A 15,441-nucleotide genomic window follows, 5' to 3' on the forward strand; every position below is an offset into this window, starting at 1 on the left:
TCGTCTCGACGATACTCCGGTCATCGGCGGGGCGAGGACGACGGGGTGGGGGAGGGGCTCCGGTCGTCGGAGCCGGACATGCTCTCGTTGATCGACCCGATGGACGACACCTCGGTGACCTTCCACTGCCCGTTCTGGCGCACCAGGTTCATCTCCAGGTACGAACCCAGCACCCGGCGGGTCCCGGCGGTGCTCTTGACCTCGGAGTCCAGCACCACGATGGCCTTGGCCGCGGTGTCGTTCACCTCGCTCACGTACACGTTGCGGACGGTGGCGGTGGCGTCGGCCTTGAGCCGCCCGATCACGCCCTCCAGGCCCCCGGTGAACGCCACGTCGTAGGTCTTGGCGAAGTCGTCGGAGGCCATGGACATGACCCTCTCCCGCGCCGCCTTCAGATCGTTGTGGTCGTAGCTCAGCAGCGCCACCCCGAACTCGGCGGCCCGGGTGCGCACGGCGGTGCGCACCGCCTCCTCCTCGGCCATCCCGTTCGCCCGGTGCCACTGCAGCCCGGCCACCGCGATCGCGGCCGCCAGCGCCGCCAGCACCGCCGCCTTGGCCGCCCCTTCCGCGGAGGGCCTGAACCGCCGGCGGCCGGTGCGGCCCCCGGCGCCCTCGCGGGACGCTCCGTCCCCGCGCTTCCCGTTCGCGGCCTTCGCGGTGGGGGCGTCGTCGCGATCGCCCTCCGCCGCGGCTTTCCCGGCCCGCCGCTCGGCCCCCTCCTTCTCGGGCCCCTCCGCGGCGCGCTCGTCCTCGACCTCCTCCACGCGAGCCGCGTCCGCGGGCTCCTCCGCATCCGGAGCGCCCTCCTCGGCTCGCGCGGCGTCCTCGGCGGCGTCGCGGTCCTCACGCCGGGCGGCGTTCTCGGCCTCGGGAGTCCGCAGGGCGTCCTCGGAGTCCGTCGGTGCGGGGGCCGAGGGCCCGGGGGCGGTGTCGTCACCCAGCCAGGTCATGGTCGTGCGGGTCATCGGGGCCTCCTCAACGGCCGAAGCGGCGACGGATCAGGGTGCGGAGGGTCTGGGCGCCGACGGCGATGACGATGAGGGCTCCCAGCAGCGGCGGCAGGAGCGGCAGGACGCCGGAGACCGGCGAGGCGTTCTCGCTGTCGGCGGACTTGCGGAGCACGGTGGTCCCCCGCCCCGGCCTGCCGCCGCCGTCGGGTTCGGCGGTGAACGCGCCGGCCTGGGCGGGGTCGGCGCCCTCGGTGGCGGGGCAGACGCTCAACGGCCGGGGAACGGGCTTGGGACGGGGCTCGGCGAACTCGGCGCCCTGCGGGGAACCGGAGCCGGGGACGGTGATGACCGGCTTGATCCGGGCGTAGCGGCGGCCGCCCTCCTTGACGGTGATGTCGGAGACCAGCGCCTTCAGGGTGGGCACCATCTCGATCACATGGTCGATGCGCGCCTCGTTCTGCGGGCTGAAGATCGGTGAGCCGGGCGTGGACACCGCCGTCAGCAGGCAGTCCAGGCTCGGCCTGGCCTCCTGCAGGAGCTTGTCGACCTGCTCCAGGAAATCGGGCCCCTCCTCCAGGACCGCCTCGAGTCGCTGCCGGGACCGGCGGACCGACTCGGTGACGGTCGCCAGGTCGCGCACCCCGGCGGCGAGCTGCAGCCGGTGGTCGGCGAGGGTCCCGGTGAGCCGGGTGAGCTGCACCGACAGGGCGTCCAGGGTGGCGGACTCGGCGGCCAGGGTGCCGGTGAGCCTGTGGGTGTCGGCGATCAGGTCGCGCAGCGAGTCGTCCCGGCCCTCCAGCGCGGCGGCCGCCTCGTGCACCAGGGTGCGGGCGTCGTCGGGGTCGACGGCGTCGAGGACGTCGCTCAGCGAGCGGAACAGGTGCCGGTAGTCGGTGCTGCCGACGGTGCGGTCGAGCGGGATGTGGTCCCCGGCGCGCAGCGGACGGGGCTCGGACGTGGTCGCGGGCGGCGGGGTCAGCTCGATGTACGGCTCGCCGACGGCGGACTTGCGCATCACCCGGGCGCCCACCGTGGACGGCACCCGGGCGTGGCGGTCCAGGTCGATGCGGACCTCGGCGCGTCCGGGCTTCAGCTCGATGGCGCCGACCTTGCCGACGCGGACGCCCAGATGGGTGACCTCCAGTCCGGACCTCAGGCCGGGGGAGGAGGCGAACTCGGCGATGACGGGGGTCGGGCGGCGCAGCGCGTCGATATCGATCAGGCTGCTCACCGCCCAGATCGCCAGCACCACGCCGAGGACGGCGAAGAACACCAGGTTGACGACGATGCGGCGGTTGTGGTTCACGATCGCGGCTCCAGCAGATCGCGCAGCGGGCCGGGGGCCTGCGCCGTGGACGCGGGGACGTCGTCGGCGGGCAGGAAGCCGCGCAGCCAGATGAACATCAGCCCCTGTCCCCCGTAGGACACCGAGGGGCCCTCCAGCATCGTGAGCACCGACAGGGTGATCGCCTTGAGGTCCTCCCGGCCTCGGACGGCCGCCTCGATCAGCTCGTCGGCCTGGCGCAGCAGGTTCTCCAGCCGCTCGCCGTGCCGGAGCTGGACGTTGGCGTTCACCGACTCGGCCAGCCGCAGCAGCTGCTGCACCGCCCGCTTGAGCCGGGCGCGGTCGGCGGCCAGCCGCCGGGTGGCGAGCCGGATGTTGCCGGGCAGCTTGTCCAGCTCATCGTGCCCGGAGCGCAGCGTGCCGCCCAGGCGGGCCATGGCGTCCAGCGCCCGGGCCAGGTCGGCGTTGGCGGCGGCGTAGCTGTCGGTGACCTCGGCGGCCTTCTTGATGAGCGTGTTGAGCTGCCTGCCCTTGCCGCCGATCGCGGTGGCGCCCTCGGTGGTGATGGTCTCCACGTTCCGCCCGCTGACGGCGGCCAGCAGCGGCCCGACCCGTTCGGTGATCTGCTCCAGGTCGGGCTGCACCGAGGTCTGCTCCAGCCTCGCCCCGTCGGCCAGGAACGGCCCGGTGCCCAGGTCGCGGCCGGGCGGCGGGGTGAGCCGCACATAGTTCTCGCCCAGCAGCGAGGTGCGGGAGATCATCGCGGTGGTGCCGACCGGGATCCGCTGTCCCTTCCGCAGCGACATGGTGACGGTCGCCCGGTAGCCGGACAGCTCGATGTCGGTGACGGTGCCGACCTTGACGTCGGCGATCTGCACGCTGTGCCCCACGGTGAGGCTCTGCACGTCGTCGAACGTCGCGGTCAGCTCCATGCCGCCGCGCGGCGCGCCGAGCGTCTGCACCGAGCAGCCCGCCGTCATCGTCAGGGCCAGCGCCCCCGCGGCGATCGTGCGTCGCGCCCTCATCATCCCCCCTCGGTGCACCGGCCCAGCTCCGGCTCGTCCTCGATGCACGGGACGGTGCCCCAGCCCATCGCGGTGAACAGCGGCTGCAGCCAGGCGCGGATGGTGCCGTGCACGATGACCCGGACGGTGGCGGTGTGGTTCTCGCGGTCCCACGCCTCGACGGCCACGTCGGCGAACCGCCCGATCGCGGCGATCGCCTGGTTGAGGGAGTCGGCGTTGGCCTTGAGGGTCATGACGATGTTGGACATGTCGGCCACGGTGCTCGGCAGCGTCTCCCGGTAGGCGACGATCAGCACCTCGCTGCGCTGGATCACCGCCGCCAGGTCGTCGATGAACGCCTGGAGCCGCCGCCGCTCCTCGACCAGGGTGCGGCTGGTGGCGGAGAACGAGTCGATCAGCCCGGTGAGCTGCTTGTCGCGTTCGTTCAGGCTGGTGGCCAGCGACCGGAGCCGCTCGGCGAGCCGGACCAGCCGTCGGTCCTGGGCGGCCAGGTCGTTGCTCAGCGCGGCGGCGGCCTGCAGTCCCCGGTTGATGTCGTCGCCCTTGCCGCGCAGCCCGCGTGCGCCGCCGTGGAGGGCGTCGCCGACGGTCTGCGCGTCCAGGGAGTCGCCGAGCTTGCCGAACGCGTCGAGCGCCTCGTCCACCTCCACCGGCAGGTCGGTGCGCTCGATCGGGATGACGGTGCCCGGCGGGGCCTTGGGCAGGCCCCGCCGCCAGGCCGGGTGCAGCTGGACGAACCGTTCGCCGAGCGTGTTGGCCGACACGATCGCGGCGCGGACGTCCGCCGGCAGCGGCACCTCCTCGTCCACCTCCAGGTCGACCCGGACCCGGCCGCGTTCGGGCGTGATGTCGGTGACGACCCCGGCGTCGATGCCCATGACCTTCACCCGGGACCGCTCATACAGCGAGGTGGCGGAGGGGAAATAGACGGTCACCCGGTAGGTGTCCGAGCCGCCGAGCACCGTGCAGCCGCCGGTCGCGGCGATCAACGCCAGTCCGGTCGCCCATGCGATCAGCCGTCTCATCGGGCGGCTCCCTGCCGCCGGGCCAGGCGGGCCAGCGCGGCCAGGTCCTCGGGCGACAGCGGGCCGAGCCCGGTCGCCACCACCTCCAGCCAGGGGCCCCGGCCGCCGACCGAGGACAGGCCGCTGAGCGTGGGGCCGGCCCACGCCAGCAGCGCGTTGAGGTCGTCGTTGGCGGGGCGCAGGGCGGCCAGCGTGGTCTGCAGGTCCTTGACGATCGACGCGAGCTTGGCCTGCTGCCGGTCGATCAGACGGGTCATGGACTTGACGGTGGCGTCGCCGCCGCCCAGGAACGCCGACAGCTCGTCGCGGCGCAGCTCCAGCTCCTTCAGCATGGCCTGCACGTTGTCCATCAGCGTGAGCAGCTGCCGCTCCTTGCTGTCGGCCAGGGCGACCAGCCGTTCGCCGTTGTCGAGCAGCGTGCGGATCTGCGGGTCGCTCTCGTCGACGGTCTCGGCCACCTCGGTGAGATCGGTCAGCGCCCGGCTGAGCCTGCCCCGGTCCCGCTCGCTCAGCCCGCCGAGCTCGTCGACGATGGTCTGGATGGAGCGGGTGTCGAGCCTGCGCACCGCCTCGGTGGAGCTCTTCAGCACGTCGTTGAACGTGGTGGGCACCGCCGTCCGCTCCAGGGGGATCCGCCGCCGTCGCTCGGGCAGGTCGTCCATGTAGGGGGCGGCGACCGGGCCGGACAGCCGCAGGTGCCGGCCGCCCAGCACGTTGGAGACCCGCACCTCGGCGCGGGTGGCGGTCCCCAGCTTCACCTCGGAGTCGACCTCCCAGGCGACCAGCACCCGGCCGTTGGCCCAGTCCGGCTTGACCTCGGTGACCTCGCCGACCTCGACGCCGGCGACCCGCACCTCGTCGCCGGGGCGCAGCCCGCCGCTGTCGGCGAACACCCCCGACATGGTGTAGCGGTCGCGCAGCAGCCCCTCGGTGCCGATCAGGTACACCGACACCACCAGCAGGACCAGGATCCCGGAGGACACCACACCGACGGTGATCCGGTTGCGGTCGCGGAACGACTTGAGCGCCATCATCCGCCTCCGACGATCAGTCGCTGCAGCTCGGGAACGGTGTCGATGCGGCCGGTGCCCTCCCGGTCGGCGGGCAGCCGGGTGGGGTAGGGGCAGGGCGGGGCCACCAGCGTCAGGCAGGGGGCGGCGACCTCCATGTACTCGCCGTTGTCGACGGCGGCGAAGATGTGCTCCAGCTTGGGCCGGGCCTTCTCCAGCACCGCGCGCACGGCCTCGTGGTTGCGCCGCACCCCGGAGGTGAACACGCTCAGCCGGGCGATGATCTCCTCCAGTTGCCCGGCGTTGCGGGCCAGCACCGCCTCGGAGGTCCGCGCGGTCTTCGACAGCTCGACCAGCGTCCGGTCGATCAGCCGGCGGTTGTCGACGAACGCCTGGCTGAGCGTCGCCATGTCGTCCACCGCGGCGGCGATCTGCTTGTCGCGGCGGGCGATGATCTCGCTGACCGTGGCGTAGTCGGCGATCATCTGCCGGAGCGCCTGGCGGCGCCGGGCGAGGGTGGCCGAGAGCGTCTCGATGTCGCCGATCAGCCGGTCGATGTCGGCGGCGTTGCCGTCCATCGCCTGCGCCAGCGAGGCCAGCAGCTCGTTGACCTGGGCCCCGTCCAGGCTCTCGGTCAGCGGGCCGAGCTGGTTGATCAGCTCTCCGCCGTCGACCACGGACTTGGTGCGGGTGATGTGGGCGCCCGGGCGCAGCATGGTGCGGCTGGTGCCGGGGATCAGGTAGACCACCCGCTGCCCGACGGCGTCGCGCCAGCGGATCGCGGCCTGGGTGTCGGCGGGGACCCGCACCGACTCGCGGATGCTCATCGTCACCCTGGCCCGGCCCTTGACCACCTTGATCTCGTCCACCCGGCCGACCGGGACGCCGGCGATCTTGACCTGGTCGCCCTCGGCCAGGCCGCTGGCGTCCTCGAAGGAGGCGCTCAGCCTCCAGCCGCCGGAGAGGTCCACCCGGGCGATCTGGGCGCCGATGAACGCGGTGAGCAGGCCGGTCACCGCCACGTACAGCCCCAGCTTCAGCAGCAGCCCGCGACGTCCGGAGATCACGGCCGCTCACCCCCCGGACCGCACAGTCCGACGACCAGCGCGCACGGGTGGTTGGGCAGCCAGCCGTGCACGCCCAGGTAGTTCTTGCCGCCCACGCCCGGGAAGTCGGTCAGCTCCTGGTACATCGGCAGGATCTGGTTCCCGGTGCGGACGGCGTCGCCGAGATCGGGAAGCTGCCGGTAGATGATGCCGACCGCGCGTTCCCCGGAGCGGAAGCCGGCGCCGAGCTGCCGGCCGCGCCGGTCGAACCCGTGCGCCACCAGCGCCGAGACCTCCGCCAGCCGGTCGGCGAAGGAGCCCAGCCGGCCCCGGCCGCCCGCCGCGAAGCCGCCGATCACCGTGTTGGCGTCGTCGGCGATGGCGATCATCTCGTCGGAGACTTGGGCCACCGTGGTCAGCAGGTCGGCCCCGTCGGACAGGAAGGCGCGGGCCTCCTCGCGGCGGCGGTGCGCCACGTTCAGCAGCGTCCCGCCGAAGTCGATGGTCTGGCGGAGCCGCCGTCCCTGCCCGTCGAGGCCCTGGGCGAGGGTGTTCACGATGACGGCGACCTCGTCGGGGTCGATCGCCGCCAGCGCCGTGTGCGCCTCCCCGAGCAGGTCCGACAGGTCGCGCGGGTCGGCGGTGCGGGTGATGCGCGCCCCGTCGGCCAGGAACGGCCCCCGCTCCTCGTGCGCGCCGGGCAGCAGGTTGATGTACTTGGGCCCGAACACCGACGAGGGTTCGACGGCGGCGGTGACGGTGTCGGGGACCCGCACCCCCGGGTCGATCGCCATGGTGACCCGGGCCCGGCCGGAGGCGGTCAGCTCCACGGAGGTCACCCGGCCGACGTCCACGCCGCGGATCTTGACCGGCGCGTTGTCGGACAGTCCCTGCCCGGCCCGGCCGAACTCGGCGGTCAGCCGGGTCCCCTCCGGGGCGAAGGGCTCGGTGATCAGCGTCCAGATCAGCGCGGCCGCGACGGCCAGGGTGATCGCGGTGATCACCAGCCGGCGGCCGAGCGGCAGCTCCACGGCGTTCATCCGGTCAGCCTCACCGTCTCGCCGTTGCCCCAGAAGACGTACGACAACAGCAGGTTCAGGGTGACGATCGCGATGATCGACAGCCGGATGGCCCGCCCGGTCGCCCGGCCCACCCCGGCCGGGCCGCCGGTGGCGTAGTAGCCGTAGTAGCAGTGGATGGCGATCACCGCGAAGGCGAACACCGCCACCTTGATGCAGCTGTAGATCAGGTCGATCGTCGGCAGGTAGAGCTGGAAGTAGTAGTCGTAGACGCCCGGGGCCAGCCCGAAGAACCGCGTGGTGATCAGGCGGGTGGCGAAGAAGCTGGCGAACAGCGCGATCAGGTACAGCGGCACCAGCGCGATCAGCGCCGCCAGCACCCGGGTGCACACCAGGTAGGTGAACGACCCGATGCCCATGACCTCCAGCGCGTCGATCTCCTCGGAGATCCGCATCGCGCCGAGCTCGGCGGTGAACGCCGACCCGCACTGCGCCGCCAGCGCCACCGCCGCGATCACCGGGGTGATCTCCCGGACGTTGGCGAACGAGCCGACCAGCCCCATGAACGACTCGGCGCCGATGGCCCGCAGCCCGGTGTAGCCCTGGAGGCCGACCTCGGTGCCGACGAAGAACGCCATCGTGAAGATCACGAAGATCATGCCGCCGCCGACCACGGTGGCCCCGGCGCCGACCACCACGTCGCTGACCTGGCGGGCGACCACCGTGCCGTACTTGCGGCGCCAGATCAGGTCCCGGACGATCCCCAGCATCACCCGGCCGATGAACAGCGGCCAGTCGGCCAGGTCGCCGACGCGGCGCACCGCGTCGGCCGTGACTCGGACGCCGCCGCGCGCTCCCGCGCGGCCGACGGACAACAGGCCGTTCATCCGATCTTGGGCGGGAACGCGACGAAGTAGACCGTTGAGATCACGTAGTTGAGGGCGAACACCAGCATGAACGCGACCACGATGGATCGGTTGACCGCGCGGCCCACCCCGACCGGGGTGGAGGCGCAGTTCATGCCCATGTGGCAGGCGACGATCCCGGCGATCATGCCGAACAGCCAGGCCTTGAGCAGGGTGACCACCAGGTCGGAGGTCTGCAGCAGGGAGACCGCGCCGTCGAAGTAGGCGCCCGGGGTGACCCCCTGCAGCAGCACGTTGAACACGAACCCGCCGGTCGCGCCCGACAGCACCACCAGCGACACCAGGAGGGTGGAGACCAGGCTGGAGGCCCACAGCCGGGGGGTGACCAGCCGGTGGATGGGGTTGACCGCCATGACCTCCATGGCCGCCAGCTCGTCGCGGATCCGCCGGGTGCCCATGTCCGCGGCCATCGCCGAGCCGCCGGCCCCGGCGATGATCAGCGCGGCGGCGATCGGGGCGACCTCGCGGACCAGTCCGACGATCACCGCGCCGCCGGTGGCCGACTGCGCGCCGAGCTGGGCGGCGACCTGGCCGACCTGCAGCGCCACGGTGGCTCCCAGCGGCAGCGCCACCAGGATCACCGGGATGCTGGTGACCCGGGCCAGGAACCAGGCCTGATCGACGAACTCCCAGAACCAGCTGCGGACGTCCCAGGTCCGCCGGAGACCTTCCAACGCCACCACGAACAGCTCGCCGACCTCGCTGAGCAGTCCGTGGATCCGCATCGGCACCTGTGTGGCGGCCAGTGCGCTCACCTCCTAGACGCCGCGAGGGCGTGGCGACTCCGGGCGGCCCCGGAGCGGTGGTCGAGGCATGGGACAAGCCGGGAAGGTGTTGCGTACGTCACCTTCTGGCGCTCTTGGGGCAGCCTAAAGAGTTATTGGCGATCTGCCAATAGTCTGTGGACAAGATGTCGGACGAGACCCGCCGACCTGCGCGGGACGCCGCGCCACAGGGCCGCGAGAGGCCGCGAGGGGCCGCCGGGGACGGCGCGACGGGCGGTCCGAGGAGCGGCGGACGGAGCCGGTCGGAGGCCGGTCGGGGGGCCGAGGGGAGGGGCCCGGAGAGAGGCGATGCGGCGGGCGGCGCGGCCCGGCCGGTCGGCCGGGCGCGTAGACTGGTCGAAAGCGCCGGGAATTTTTCCGGCGCCCCGCACGCTGTACGGTGTGGTTGCAGTCGAAGTTTGCGAACGTGGAAAGCGCCGCAGGGTTTGACAGCGGGCGCTTCATCGTTCGAGGGACCGACTCCTTTGAAGGGTGGCGGCCGTAGGCCGGGACCGTGCGATCCGGCGCGGGCCCAACGACGACCCTCCCGCACCCGCGGAGAGGACCTTCAAAGGAGACACCATGGCTCAGGGAACCGTGAAGTGGTTCAACCCCGACAAGGGCTTCGGGTTCATCGCCCCTGACGACGGCACCGCCGACATCTTCGTCCACCACTCGGCGATCGAGATGAGCGGCTTCCGCACCCTCAGCGAGGATCAGCGCGTGGAGTACACCGCCGTCCAGGGCCCCAAGGGGCTGCAGGCCGACCAGGTCCGCGCCCTCTGAGCGGCCGCGCAGCCCGCTGCGCCACGAGGCAGGCCCCGCATCGCCGGGCCTGCCTCGTGCCGTTCGCGACGGGCACGGTACGAAAGACGGGCAGGACCGAGGAGCCGACCATGACGATCACCGCCCCCCGCGAGGCCGCCGGCTTCGCCGACCTCCAGCTGCGGCCCGAACTGCTCGCCGCGCTGTCCGGACTGGGGTACGAGGAGCCGACCCCCATCCAACGCGAGGCCATCCCGCACCTGCTGGACGGCCGTGACCTGCTCGGCCAGGCCGCCACCGGCACCGGCAAGACCGCCGCGTTCGCCCTGCCCGTCCTCGAGCGGCTGGAGAGGGCCGGCGAGGAGGGCGCCCGACCGCGCGCGCTGGTGCTCGTCCCGACCCGCGAGCTGGCGATCCAGGTCTCGGAGGCGTTCCACCGCTACGGCCGCCGGATGGGCGCCCGGGTGCTGCCGGTGTACGGGGGCGCCCCGATCGGCCGTCAGCTCGCGGCGCTCAGGCGGGGCGTCGACGTGGTGGTCGCCACCCCCGGCCGGGCCCTGGACCTGATCGGCCGGGACGCGCTGCGGCTGGAGGAGCTGCGCACCGTCGTGCTCGACGAGGCCGACGAGATGCTCGACATGGGCTTCGCCGAGGACATCGAGGCGATCTTGGCCGAGACCCCCGCGGAGCGGCAGACCGTGCTGTTCTCGGCGACCGTCCCGCCGCGCATCGAGCAGATCGCCGGGCGGCATCTGCGGCATCCGGTCCGCATCGAGATCGAGCGGCCCGAACGCGAGGCCGGCGAGCCCCCGCTGGTCCGCCAGCGCGCCTATGTGGTCGACCGCGCCCACAAGCCCGCCGCCCTCGGCCGGCTGCTGGACGTGGAGGCCCCCGCCGCCGCGATCGTGTTCTGCCGCACCCGCGAGCAGGTCGACGAGCTGACCGAGATGCTCAACGGCCGCGGCCACCGGGCCGAGGCGCTGCACGGCGGGATGACCCAGGACCAGCGGGACCGGGTGATGGGCCGGCTGCGCGCCGGCACCGCCCAACTGCTGATCGCCACCGACGTGGCCGCCCGCGGCATCGACGTCGAACACCTCACCCACGTGATCAACTACCACGTGCCGTCCGACCCCGACTCGTTCGTGCACCGCATCGGCCGGGTCGGCCGCGCCGGGCGGCAGGGCGTGGCGCTCACCCTCGCCGAGCCCCGCGAGCACCGGATGCTCAGGACGATCGAGCGCGCCACCGGCCTGAGGATCACCGTGGAGAAGATCCCCACCGTCGCCGACCTGCGCGCCCGCCGGCTGGAGCTGCTCCGCGCCGCGCTGCGCGAGAGCCTGCTGAACGACGACCTGGACCCCTACCGGGCGGTGGTGGAGTCGCTGGCCGAGGAGTTCGACGTGATGGAGGTCGCGCTGGCCGCCGTCAAGCTCGCCCAGGAGGCCGACGGCGTCGCCGCGGACGAGGAGGAGATCCCCGAGGTCGTTCCGCGCCGGCCGCGCGAGGACCGCCCCGGCCGCCGCATCGCGCGGCGCGGCGGCCCGGACGCCGGTGTGACCCGGCTGTTCGTGGGACTGGGCCGGCGCCACGGCATCCGCCCCCAGGACCTGGTCGGCGCCATCGCCGGCGAGGCCGGGCTGCACGGCCGCGACATCGGTGCGATCGAGATCGCCGACCGGTTCTCCCTGGTGGAGGTGCCGGAGGCGACGGCGGCCAGGGTCATCGACGCGCTGCGGCGCACCACCCTCAAGGGACAGAAGGCCGTGGTCCGCCGGGAACGCTTCGACCGCGCCGACCGCAGGCCCCGCTGACCGGCGCCCCGCCGCCCCCGGTCCTCCCGGGAGCGGCCGGGCGGGTCGTCCGCCGGGATGGGCGTGATGGGCGGGACGAGGAGATGTGCGCCGGGCGCCCCGCCGATGCGGGCGGGCGTCGCGTCGACGAGAGCGCGTCCGTCGGGGCGCGCCGGGCGCCCCGACGGCACGGACGGCGTCTTCCGCCCGTCAGCCCCGGTAGGCGGAGATCCCGGTGATCGCCTGACCCAGCACCAGGGTGTGGATCTCCTGAGTGCCCTCGTAGGTCAGCACCGACTCCAGGTTGTTCATGTGCCGGATCACCGGGTACTCCAGCGTGATCCCGTTGGCGCCCAGCACGGTGCGGGCCTGCCGCGCCACGTCCAGCGCCGCCCGCACGTTCGCCAGCTTGCCGAAGGAGATCTGCTGCGGGGTGACCTTCCCGGCGTCCTTGAGCCGGCCGATGTGCAGGGCGGTCAGCCCGGCCTGCCCCAGCGCCACCTCCATCCACGCCAGCTTCTCCTGGGTGAGCTGGAACGCCCCGATGGGACGGCCGAACTGCTCGCGCGTCGTGGCATAGTCCACGGCCGCCTCATAGCAGGCCCGGCCCGCTCCGACCGCGCCCCACAGGATCCCGTACCGCGCCTCCGACAGACAGCTCAGCGGACCCCGCAGCCCGGTCACGCCGGGAAGCACCGCGTCCGCCGGCAGCCGCACGTCCTCCAGCACCAGCTCGGCGGTCACCGACGCGCGCAGCGACAGCTTGCGGTGGATCTCGGAGGCGGAGAACCCGGGCGTCCCGGCGGGCACCAGGAAGCCCCGGATGCCCTCCTCGGTCTGCGCCCACACCACCGCGACGTCGGCGACGGAACCGTTGGTGATCCACATCTTGGTCCCGTTCAGCACCCAGTCCGAGCCGTCGCGGCGGGCGTGGGTGCGCATGGAGCCGGGGTCGGAGCCGTGGTCCGGCTCGGTCAGCCCGAAGCAGCCCAGCGCCTCGCCGGCCGCCATCCGCGGCAGCCACTGCCGCTTCTGCTCCTCGGAGCCGAACTTGTGGATCGCCGCCATCGCCAACGAGCCCTGCACGGACACGAAGCTGCGCAGACCCGAGTCGCCCGCCTCCAGCTCCCGGCACGCCACCCCGTAGGCCACCGCGCTCATCCCCGCGCAGCCGTACCCCTGCAGATGCATGCCCAGCAGCCCCAGCTTGCCCAGCTCGGGGGCCAGTTCGCGGGCCGGGAACGTGCCCTGCTCGAACCACTCGCCGACATGCGGGAGGACCTTCTCGGCGACGACGGCGCGAACCGTGTCGCGGATCATCCGCTCTTCCTCGGTGAGCTGGTCGTCGATGCGCAGCACGTCCATGCGAAGCCCCGTTTCGTCCCGGATGACGGATGTGCCCGCCAGGGTACTCCTCGCCGTTCGCCCGACACCGGGTGACCTGGGGGCGGATATCAGGGACGGATCGGGGACGGTCCCTGATGTGCGAGGCGGCCCGGACGGGGCACGATCGAGACATGGAACACGACCTGAACAAGCCGCAGTCCACGACCTCGACCTCCCGTAAGCTGCGCCGATCCACGCAGGGCCGGCTCATCGCCGGCGTGTGCTCGGGCGTCGGCGAGTACGCCGGCGTGGACCCCACCGTCATCCGGCTGCTGCTGGGGGTGTTCACCCTCTTCGGAGGCTCCGGCGTGATCCTGTACGTGCTGGGCTGGCTGCTGATCCCCGAGGCCGGCAGCGACGTGTCCCTCGCGCAGGAGCTGATCGACAAGAACAAGGACAACCCCAAGGTCCAGGAGATGGTGAACAAGACCAAGGAGGCGTTCACCAAGTCCGGCACCGGGCGCTCCTAGCCGGGCCTGCTCCGGCCGGTCTCCGGTCGGCCTCCCGGCGGGACGCTCCTAGTCGTCCTCGGAGGCGGCGACCACGTCGTCGTTCAGGCGCCCCGGGCGCCGGCGCGGCTTCTCGGTGCAGCGGGCGCCCTCGGTGAGGGCCTTGGACGCCGTGCCCTTGTCGCCGCGGCCGGCCGGGCGTTCGGGACGGCGGTCCCGTTCGGTCTCCGCCGTCTCGTCGACCACGGCGGTGATCATCTCGCCGCGCACCGGCGCCCACATCAGGGTCAGCAGGGTCGCCGCCGACAGCCCCGCCACCCCGGCCAGCGCCACCACGGTCTGCGGCCCGAGCGCCTCGGCGGCGAGGCCGGCGATTAAGATCCCCAGGCCCTGGCCCGCCAGGATCCCCGACTGCGCCAGCCCGAACGCCTGCCCGCGACCCGAGGGCGGCACGGCGGCGACGAACGCGGCGTTGGCGGCGAGCTGGTAGGCGCTGCCCGCCCCCGACAGCCCCCACAGCAGCAGCACCACCCACAGCGGGGGCTGCATGCCCGACCCGATCAGCGGGGCGCACGCCAGCATCGACATCCAGCCCATCGCCCGGATCCGATCCGAGGGGCGGACGAACCGGCTGAACACGAACATCCCGATGACCATCCCGGTGGGCATGGCCGACATCAGCAGCCCCACCGTGACCGCCGTGCTGCCCGGATAGGTCGCCGCATACGGGGCCGCCAGCCCTTCGGGGATCACATAGAACGCGCACAGCCAGGCGAACAGCACCAGGGACCGCAGCGTCGGGTCCCCGAACACCAGCCGGGCCCCGTCCCGGGTGTTGCGCCACAGCGCCAGCGGCTCCTGCTCCCCGTGGCGCGGGGCCGGGCGCGGCTTCAGCCCCACCATCAGGATGATCGCCGACACCGCGAACGTCAGCGCGTCCAGGGCCAGCGCCTCGTGCGTCCCCACCGCCGCCACCAGCGCCCCGCCGCTCAGGAACCCCAGCATCTGGGTGCCCTGGTGGGTGATGTTGTTGATCGCCATCCCGGCCACGTAGCGGTCGCCGGCCAGCACGTCGGGCAGCAGCGCCGCCCGCGCCGCGGTGAACGGCGCCCCCAGCAGCACGGTCGCGAACACCAGCGCGCACAGCACGGGGAACGGCAGCCCCTGCAGCGTCATCAGGGCGACCAGGCACGCCCGCAGCACGTCGCAGACCACCATCACGCTGCGCCGGGGGAACATGTCGGCCAGCCCGGACAGGATCGGGCCGCCCACGATCGGCGGCAGATAGGTCAGCGCATAGGTGACGGCGGTGAGCAGGGGGGAGCCGGTGCGGTGGAACACCAGGACGGCCAGCGCCACTTGGGCGAGCTGGTCGCCGACGTACGACAGGGCTTGGGCCAGCCACAGCGCACGGAACTCGCCGATGGCGAAGACCTCACGATAGGTCGCCTGGCGTTCGCGCGGGCGTCGGTGCCTGCCGCTCTGCCTTTCCGCCAAGACATCTCCAGTCCGTGTGCGCCCGGGTGCCGAGCGTGATCCCCCCTATTAACTCACGCTCCGTCGCATGGATGTGACCTTCTGTGCTCAATTGGTGGAACGGGTTGCGGCGGGGCGGGAGAAGGGGGTGCTGCGGTCAGTAGCCGTGCCGGTGCAGCCACTCGTCGGAGATGCCGAAGTGGTGGGCTATCTCGTGGACGACAGTGATACGTACCTCTTCGATGACATCGTCGATGGAGTCACAGATGGCCAGAATCTCCTTACGGTAGATCGAGATGTGGTCGGGCAGGACGCCTGCGTACCAATCGCCGCGCTCGGTGAGCGGTACACCGTGGTAGAGGCCGAGCAGGCCGGGCTCGGGGGCGTCGTCCTCCACCAGGATGACGACGTTGTCCATCAGCTCGGTCAGCTCGGGCGGAACGGTGTCGAGGGCCTCAGAGACGAGCTCCTCGAACTCCTCGCGCGACAGCTCGATCACGGCACCATTGTCGAGGACGAGGA

Annotated in this window: 15 protein-coding genes; 3 read left to right on the forward strand and 12 right to left on the reverse strand. The window is 72.6% G+C overall.

Translation table 11 applies throughout. The features are described 5' to 3' along the window. Positions 1-20 precede the first annotated feature (20 nt). Genes EIO00_RS12335 through EIO00_RS12375 form a run of 9 tightly spaced genes read right to left on the reverse strand, consistent with a single transcriptional unit; the run spans position 21 to position 9,032 of the window. Positions 21-965, reverse strand: coding sequence for a hypothetical protein (locus tag EIO00_RS12335; RefSeq protein ID WP_140178296.1), 945 nt, complete (start codon positions 963-965; stop codon positions 21-23). Between the two features lie 10 nt (positions 966-975). Further along, complete coding sequence (locus EIO00_RS12340; protein WP_161602712.1) at positions 976-2,256, reverse strand: MCE family protein; 1,281 nt, start codon at positions 2,254-2,256, stop codon at positions 976-978. After that, a complete protein-coding gene (locus EIO00_RS12345) occupies positions 2,253-3,263 on the reverse strand; it encodes an MCE family protein (RefSeq protein WP_241661301.1) in 1,011 nt (336 codons plus the stop codon). The genes EIO00_RS12340 and EIO00_RS12345 overlap by 4 nt, the downstream gene beginning before the upstream one ends. Next, the gene (locus EIO00_RS12350) at positions 3,260-4,285 is read right to left on the reverse strand and encodes an MCE family protein (protein ID WP_140178302.1); all 1,026 of its coding nucleotides are present in this window, start codon (positions 4,283-4,285) and stop codon (positions 3,260-3,262) included. Before EIO00_RS12350 ends, EIO00_RS12345 begins: the two co-directional genes overlap by 4 nt. Beyond that, positions 4,282-5,319, reverse strand: coding sequence for an MCE family protein (locus tag EIO00_RS12355; protein WP_241661302.1), 1,038 nt, complete (start codon positions 5,317-5,319; stop codon positions 4,282-4,284). Before EIO00_RS12355 ends, EIO00_RS12350 begins: the two co-directional genes overlap by 4 nt. Further along, the gene (locus tag EIO00_RS12360; RefSeq protein WP_140178305.1) at positions 5,316-6,362 is read right to left on the reverse strand and encodes an MCE family protein; all 1,047 of its coding nucleotides are present in this window, start codon (positions 6,360-6,362) and stop codon (positions 5,316-5,318) included. Before EIO00_RS12360 ends, EIO00_RS12355 begins: the two co-directional genes overlap by 4 nt. Next, the gene (locus EIO00_RS12365; protein ID WP_140178308.1) at positions 6,359-7,381 is read right to left on the reverse strand and encodes an MlaD family protein; all 1,023 of its coding nucleotides are present in this window, start codon (positions 7,379-7,381) and stop codon (positions 6,359-6,361) included. The genes EIO00_RS12360 and EIO00_RS12365 overlap by 4 nt, the downstream gene beginning before the upstream one ends. Further along, entirely contained in the window at positions 7,378-8,247 is an 870-nt protein-coding gene (locus EIO00_RS12370) for an ABC transporter permease (protein ID WP_140178311.1), read from the reverse strand. The genes EIO00_RS12365 and EIO00_RS12370 overlap by 4 nt, the downstream gene beginning before the upstream one ends. Continuing rightward, positions 8,244-9,032 carry an MlaE family ABC transporter permease gene (locus tag EIO00_RS12375; RefSeq protein WP_140178539.1) on the reverse strand — a complete coding sequence of 263 codons (789 nt, stop codon included), beginning with the start codon at positions 9,030-9,032 and terminating at the stop codon, positions 8,244-8,246. The genes EIO00_RS12370 and EIO00_RS12375 overlap by 4 nt, the downstream gene beginning before the upstream one ends. Positions 9,033-9,632: 600 nt before the next feature. Between EIO00_RS12375 and EIO00_RS12380 the strand changes: the two genes are divergently transcribed. Beyond that, positions 9,633-9,836 (forward strand): cold-shock protein, encoded by a 204-nt coding sequence (locus tag EIO00_RS12380; RefSeq protein ID WP_140178314.1) that lies wholly within the window; start codon positions 9,633-9,635, stop codon positions 9,834-9,836. Positions 9,837-9,946: 110 nt separating this feature from the next. Continuing rightward, positions 9,947-11,629 (forward strand): DEAD/DEAH box helicase, encoded by a 1,683-nt coding sequence (locus EIO00_RS12385; RefSeq protein WP_140178316.1) that lies wholly within the window; start codon positions 9,947-9,949, stop codon positions 11,627-11,629. A gap of 189 nt (positions 11,630-11,818) precedes the next feature. Here EIO00_RS12385 and EIO00_RS12390 read toward each other — a convergent pair whose 3' ends face one another. Next, positions 11,819-12,973 carry an acyl-CoA dehydrogenase family protein gene (locus tag EIO00_RS12390; protein WP_140178319.1) on the reverse strand — a complete coding sequence of 385 codons (1,155 nt, stop codon included), beginning with the start codon at positions 12,971-12,973 and terminating at the stop codon, positions 11,819-11,821. A gap of 152 nt (positions 12,974-13,125) precedes the next feature. On the opposite strand from EIO00_RS12390, the gene EIO00_RS12395 reads away from it, so the two are divergent. Continuing rightward, complete coding sequence (locus tag EIO00_RS12395; protein WP_140178322.1) at positions 13,126-13,464, forward strand: PspC domain-containing protein; 339 nt, start codon at positions 13,126-13,128, stop codon at positions 13,462-13,464. A gap of 48 nt (positions 13,465-13,512) precedes the next feature. On the opposite strand, the gene EIO00_RS12400 is transcribed toward EIO00_RS12395, so the two are convergent. Then, on the reverse strand, positions 13,513-14,940 hold the full coding sequence (locus EIO00_RS12400) for an MFS transporter (protein ID WP_140178325.1): 1,428 nt from the start codon (positions 14,938-14,940) through the stop codon (positions 13,513-13,515). A gap of 136 nt (positions 14,941-15,076) precedes the next feature. Then, positions 15,077-15,418: a metallopeptidase family protein gene (locus EIO00_RS12405; protein ID WP_140178328.1), complete on the reverse strand. Its 342-nt coding sequence runs from the start codon at positions 15,416-15,418 to the stop codon at positions 15,077-15,079. Positions 15,419-15,441 lie beyond the last annotated feature (23 nt).

This window comes from Thermomonospora catenispora, from assembly GCF_006363815.1.
Lineage (GTDB): Bacteria > Actinomycetota > Actinomycetes > Streptosporangiales > Streptosporangiaceae > Thermomonospora > Thermomonospora catenispora.